Genomic DNA, 5448 nt, shown 5'->3' with positions numbered 1-5448 from the left:
CGCCACCGTTACTTCCGTCGAATTTTAAACCAGTCGGATTCGCTTTATCAACAGGCGAATAGTTTTGAGTGGTATTCATTTGCCATTTCGCATAAACCGTCTTGTCTTCTGTTAAGAGAGTTGAAGGATCCCATTGTGTAATTCCTCCTGGTTCGTTATACCAACCAAGGAATTTATATCCCGCTCTTTGTGGCGCAAGGGTTTTAAAGTTTATTAAATCACTATTTGGACCATTAGATCTACTTGAACTTGCTCTAAAACCCACGGCCATTGAATTGATTGTCGAGCCGCCTTGGCTGTTAAACGTAATGCTGTACCCAATCGGTTGTTGACCTGTGTAAACTGGGTCATAACCTGCAAAGACATCTGGATAAACAGTGCCATCTGTACCATTAGAACCAATGGTGATTTTGTAAAGCTGCGGCAGGTAGCTCGTTCCACCAGGGTTGACCGTCGCATTACCATATGAAGTATCATTATTCGGATCAAGTGTTGAATTCGTCATAAATGTTTTTGCGTTGAACGTAATTTTTCCAGGCTGACTAATATCGTAATATTTTTGATTCGTATCTGGATTCATTAAAGTCGTGATATCCATACTTTTATTATTGTTTGTCGTCACGATCACTTTATTGATTCCATTTCGCCAGTTCGCATCTTCCGGGAAGGTTAACGTTAAATCCTGCCCGATATGAGCTACGGTTGGGTCTGTGATAATTGGAATCTCAGGCGTCGGAATTGGGACAGTTGAAATTGTAAAAGATTTGATTACATCTTGGTATCCTGCAGCCTTCACGGTTACAGTGTAATTCGTTGCCGTAGGGAATAAAGAACCAGGGAACGTAATCTTCGATTGCATCGTCTGTGATGCGCCAGTTGCATCAAAGTACTGATAACCCGCCGTGATCGTCACTTTATCTGTGACATCGGTTGAACCAATCATGATTTTCGTAATTGCTTTTCTCCATACAACATCATCAACGAACACTTCGCTTGTTGGAGCAAGTGAAATCGTAGCCCCATTCTGCAAGTCCTCTAACTTCGGTGTTGATGCGATTGCTTGGGCTGGAGCTGCAAAATTCAGCTTTTGCATGACTTGTTGTAGTGTGTCTCCCGCATTTAACGTGATGGATCCGCCATATTGAGTCGTAATGGTCATATCTTGATCCACCGTCATTTGGGTGGTTGGAACCGTTACCCCTGCATCAATCGCATTTTGATTTTGTTTACCAAAGTTTTTGAAAATGAAATAGAAGTCATTATAATCAATTCCATAACCGGTAGATCCTGGTTTTATCCAATAAATATCAGCATTTCTGTTGCTGTTAAGGAATGCCGTTTTGTTGGCTAACGTATTGGCCGGATTATTAAAATTACTCAAATTCTTATATTGATAATAAACATTGATTTCATCCGTCAAATCTTTCATATCGATTACGTTATCCCCATTGACATCTCCACCTAAAAGAATCGGGAAAAGACCTGGGATATCTTTTATTGTTCCTGATTGATATCCAAATTTATTTTCACCAATGACTGGTGTTTGCCCATATCCCTTGAAGTGACCTGGTACATTCGCTTCGACAGAATATGGTGAATTACTTACATCCATCGTCACGGCATAATACGGGTTGATAAAAGTATACGCAATTGTATTATTAAAACTTGTAGGGCTATCTGTTGTAAATGTTTTACCCTTATCATCTTTAACAGTTACCTTCGCTCCTGAATCCACTGTGAATTGAGGATAGTTATTGTTAACAGTGTTTCTTGCGTAAGCTTCAGCTGCCACACGACCTCTAAGCACGGATATTGACTGTCGCACATTAGGTACATTGGTTGGGAACCACGTCACTTTTGTATCTTCACCTGACAAGTTTAAACTTGCTTGTAATAGTATATATTCAAATGGTCCAACAATCGGATCGGGATTAGAATAAGTCACGTCTGCTTCAATAATATTCATATCATGGTCAAGAGCACCCTCTGAACCAATTCCAGATATTGTAACATCAATGTTTTTACCGATTTGATAGATTGGATGTTTATACGGCTCACCTACAGTTAGTACTTTCGTAGGGTCAATTTCTTTGCTGATTAAATAGTTTTTATATTCTTCTGTCAATCTGATATTGCTAAAAGAATACACTCCTTGATCATTGAGAGTAATTTTACCGCCTGACATTCCTAATCCATTTTTCGTTGCGATTGTCGTTTTGAAAGGTTTATTCGCATCAATTACAACCTTATCTTCATTACCTTGACCTGCATCAACACCTCCAGAAGAGGTAAGTGTTAAATATGGAGTACCTTTTTTGATAAAATAATAATCCTGTTTAGTTATATCTGGATCACCTGACCCAGAATAATCACTTGGATAAATCCAAAATGCGCTTCCGAATTTTGAAGTTAAGTCCTCAGGAGTAATTCCAAAATGGAAACGACCTTTCTCATCTGTATCAAAGAATACAGTTGGGAACATACTATCTTGATAGCCAATAACCGTGTTCAATGCTTGATCTACAGGAACAGGTGTCCTACCATCTTTAGGGCTTAGCACCGAAGTTTCACCATTATCTTTCATAACATCGATGTTAGAATCGTAGACTGAACCATAAAATCCTTTAATCTCTTGTCCAGGTGAGTAGCCTGTAGGGTCGATTTCATAGATCCCTGGCTTTGAATCGCTGTCCATGTTGATGGTTGGCGGCGTACTGTCTACATAGACTGTATCTTCTTTTGTGTAACGTTTTCCAGCTTCATCAGTCATAATCATTTCAAGGGAATATGCGCCCTCTTTAATAGATTCGGTCTTTGTTGCTATTCCGGATTGATCCAATGAGCCCTCATATGGCTTTGTAAATGGAAGATATTGTCCATTAAAAAGCGATAAATATGGTCCGTATTGGACACCTGGGGAAAGCCAACTTGCATCACTTAATGTGTTAGCTACGCCCAAATAATTTCCATTCTTATCTTTTAATACAATATAGAAGTTTTCCATTGAACTATTAATGGAGAAGCGATAGCCAGCTGCTCCACCTGGCATAGTCATTGCCTTATAATCAACTTTAAAAGTATCAATTCCTTTTTCCGCAACGGTAATAGTGAACGGAATACGATATGACTCCGATGAGTTCGCCGCATTTACCAGGTAAATATAACCCTCGTAAGTACCCTCAATTGAGTTTGACGGAACCGTTATTTTTGCTGTTGCTTTAATGGTACTTCCACCGTCAACATTAATGGATGACACTTTTGTACCACCGGTAGAAAAATCAATTTTGACATCATTTCCTGTGCCAGGACCTACATTATTTGATCCAGCAAATTTTGTTGAAATAAATTGAGTACTTACATTAAATGTTTTACTGCTAGTTCCTTGGTTGGTTACGTTAAAATCTTTTGATGAAATCACATCATCAGAGCCGTTTGATGCGCCTTCTCCTCTACCTTTAAAGCCAAAGAACATACTGCCTGTAAGGTTATCAATTTGAGTTAGCGTAGATGAATCTGAATCAACGGTATATGCTTTATCTAAAACTTGGATTTTTACATCCTCTTTAATCGCACGTGCAGGATCAACACGTCCAGCACCGACTTGGTATACGCTATAAGTCTTTGAATCTGTGTTAATATCCTTAGCTGTATTCATTAATGCCGACTTAACATCTGCCGGAGTATACTCTGGATTTGCAGCTAAAATCAACGCTGAAATACCTGCAACGTGAGGCGTTGCCATTGAAGTCCCGGACATTAATTCATAAGCATACTTATAATCTCTATTTTCTACACTTACTCCGTCTTGTGGCTCCCAAACGTCATATGGAACGGTAGACGAAATGTCAACACCAGGTGCTACAACGTCTGGCTTGATTGTCCAATCTTTTACCGGTCCCGTTGAGCTAAAGTTTGCCAACTCGTCGCCTTTCTTTGCGATAGGCGCATCAAGTGTATCTGGGAACGTAATCGTTGCTGATTTAGGATCCTTGTTAATGGCTTCAGAAAGAGCTTGTCCCTGCGCTTGAGTCAATGAAACAGAGTAAACATTATCCATGCTAACGCCTAAGAAGCTTGTTATATATCCTTGATTATCTGCATCGGCACTATTGTTCCAAATAATCATACCTGCAACGCCGGCTTTTTTAGCATTTGCCATTTTAGTCTGTAAAAAATCTCCACCACGTTTCACAAGAGCAATTTTACCAGACATATCTAAACCATTGTAATCTGCCGCACTACCTAAGCCGACATCAACAATCGGGAATGATTGTCCTTTAAATGCATCGTCTGCTTGTGCGAAGTTTTTACCAAACAAACGAGCTTGATAGGAAGCTGAACCATTCTTAAGTGTCATCACTGGAATGTATCCCGGAATCGTACTTGCACCAACCGTTATCGCCAGTGGAGAAGTTCCTGGTGAGCCTACAGTAGCTATACCTGGACCACTATTACCTGCTGCAACATCACACACAACACCGGCTAAAGTAGCATTGTTTATAGCGACACTGGTTGGGTAAAGCGGATCATTTACCGATGCACCAAGCGAAAGATTGATGACATCCATATCATCCTTAACTGCTTGATCAATACCGTTCAATACGGAGTCCGTTGTGCCACGTCCACCTGGTCCTAGTACACGATAAACATAAAGGTCCACATCTGGTGCTACACCATTTGCTGAATAAACGTCGTTATTATTTGTCGTATTTGCAGCTATAGTCCCTGAAACGTGAGATCCATGAGATGTAATATACTGTTTATAATCTGCAGGAGGTGGTCCAACAACTGGATTAGGATTCGCCTTAGCAGCTACCCAATCTTCATAATTTGTTTCCATTGGATCATGGTCATCTACATAAATGACATTTCCATTTGCATCGAATCCTGCATTATTGACTAAGTCATGTCCACCTTTATAAACAGCCTTCAAATCAGGGTGATTGTAGTCAATACCAGTATCCAATACACCGACCTTAACTTTTTGGCCTGCACGAGGACCTGATTTAATAATGCCTGTATGACCCTCAGCTTGAAGTTTATCTAATCCTAATAAAGAAAGCCCTGTTGTAGGCTTGCCTACAGATTCACTTGTCTCTAAAGCTTTTGGAGTAGATCCTTCAGCAACCGTATATTCTATTTGAGACCAAACAGAAGCAACTTCTGGATTTTTGGCAATATTTTCAACTAATTTTGCAGGTAGTGATAAAGCTACTCCATTAAATGCTTCTGAATATTCTCGTGTAATACTCATAGCCGTTTTAACAGATTTCCCGCCAATTATTTGCGTTTTAGGCTGCGTATTCACAAAGCTTTTAAATTTAGCATGAGAATCTTTAACCTTTTTTTGTGCGTCGGAATATTCGCTTGCAAAAGCTTTACTATTTACAGTTGCTCCACCTTTAGCCAACGATTTCTTAATGATTTCTATCTTAGCTGGGTCTTCTT

1 protein-coding gene is annotated in these 5448 nt (G+C 39.7%); it reads right to left on the bottom strand.

Features of this window, described 5'->3' with window-relative positions; all coding sequences use genetic code 11:
• Positions 1–5448: S8 family serine peptidase (locus tag AC1DSB_RS13640; RefSeq protein ID WP_477586898.1), on the bottom strand; the 5448-nt coding region annotated here is incomplete at both ends.

The organism is Paenisporosarcina sp. P4_E4_2 (genome assembly GCF_056401595.1).
The sequence above is the reverse complement of the archived record's forward strand: the minus strand, read 5'-3'. Positions and strand labels throughout refer to the sequence as shown.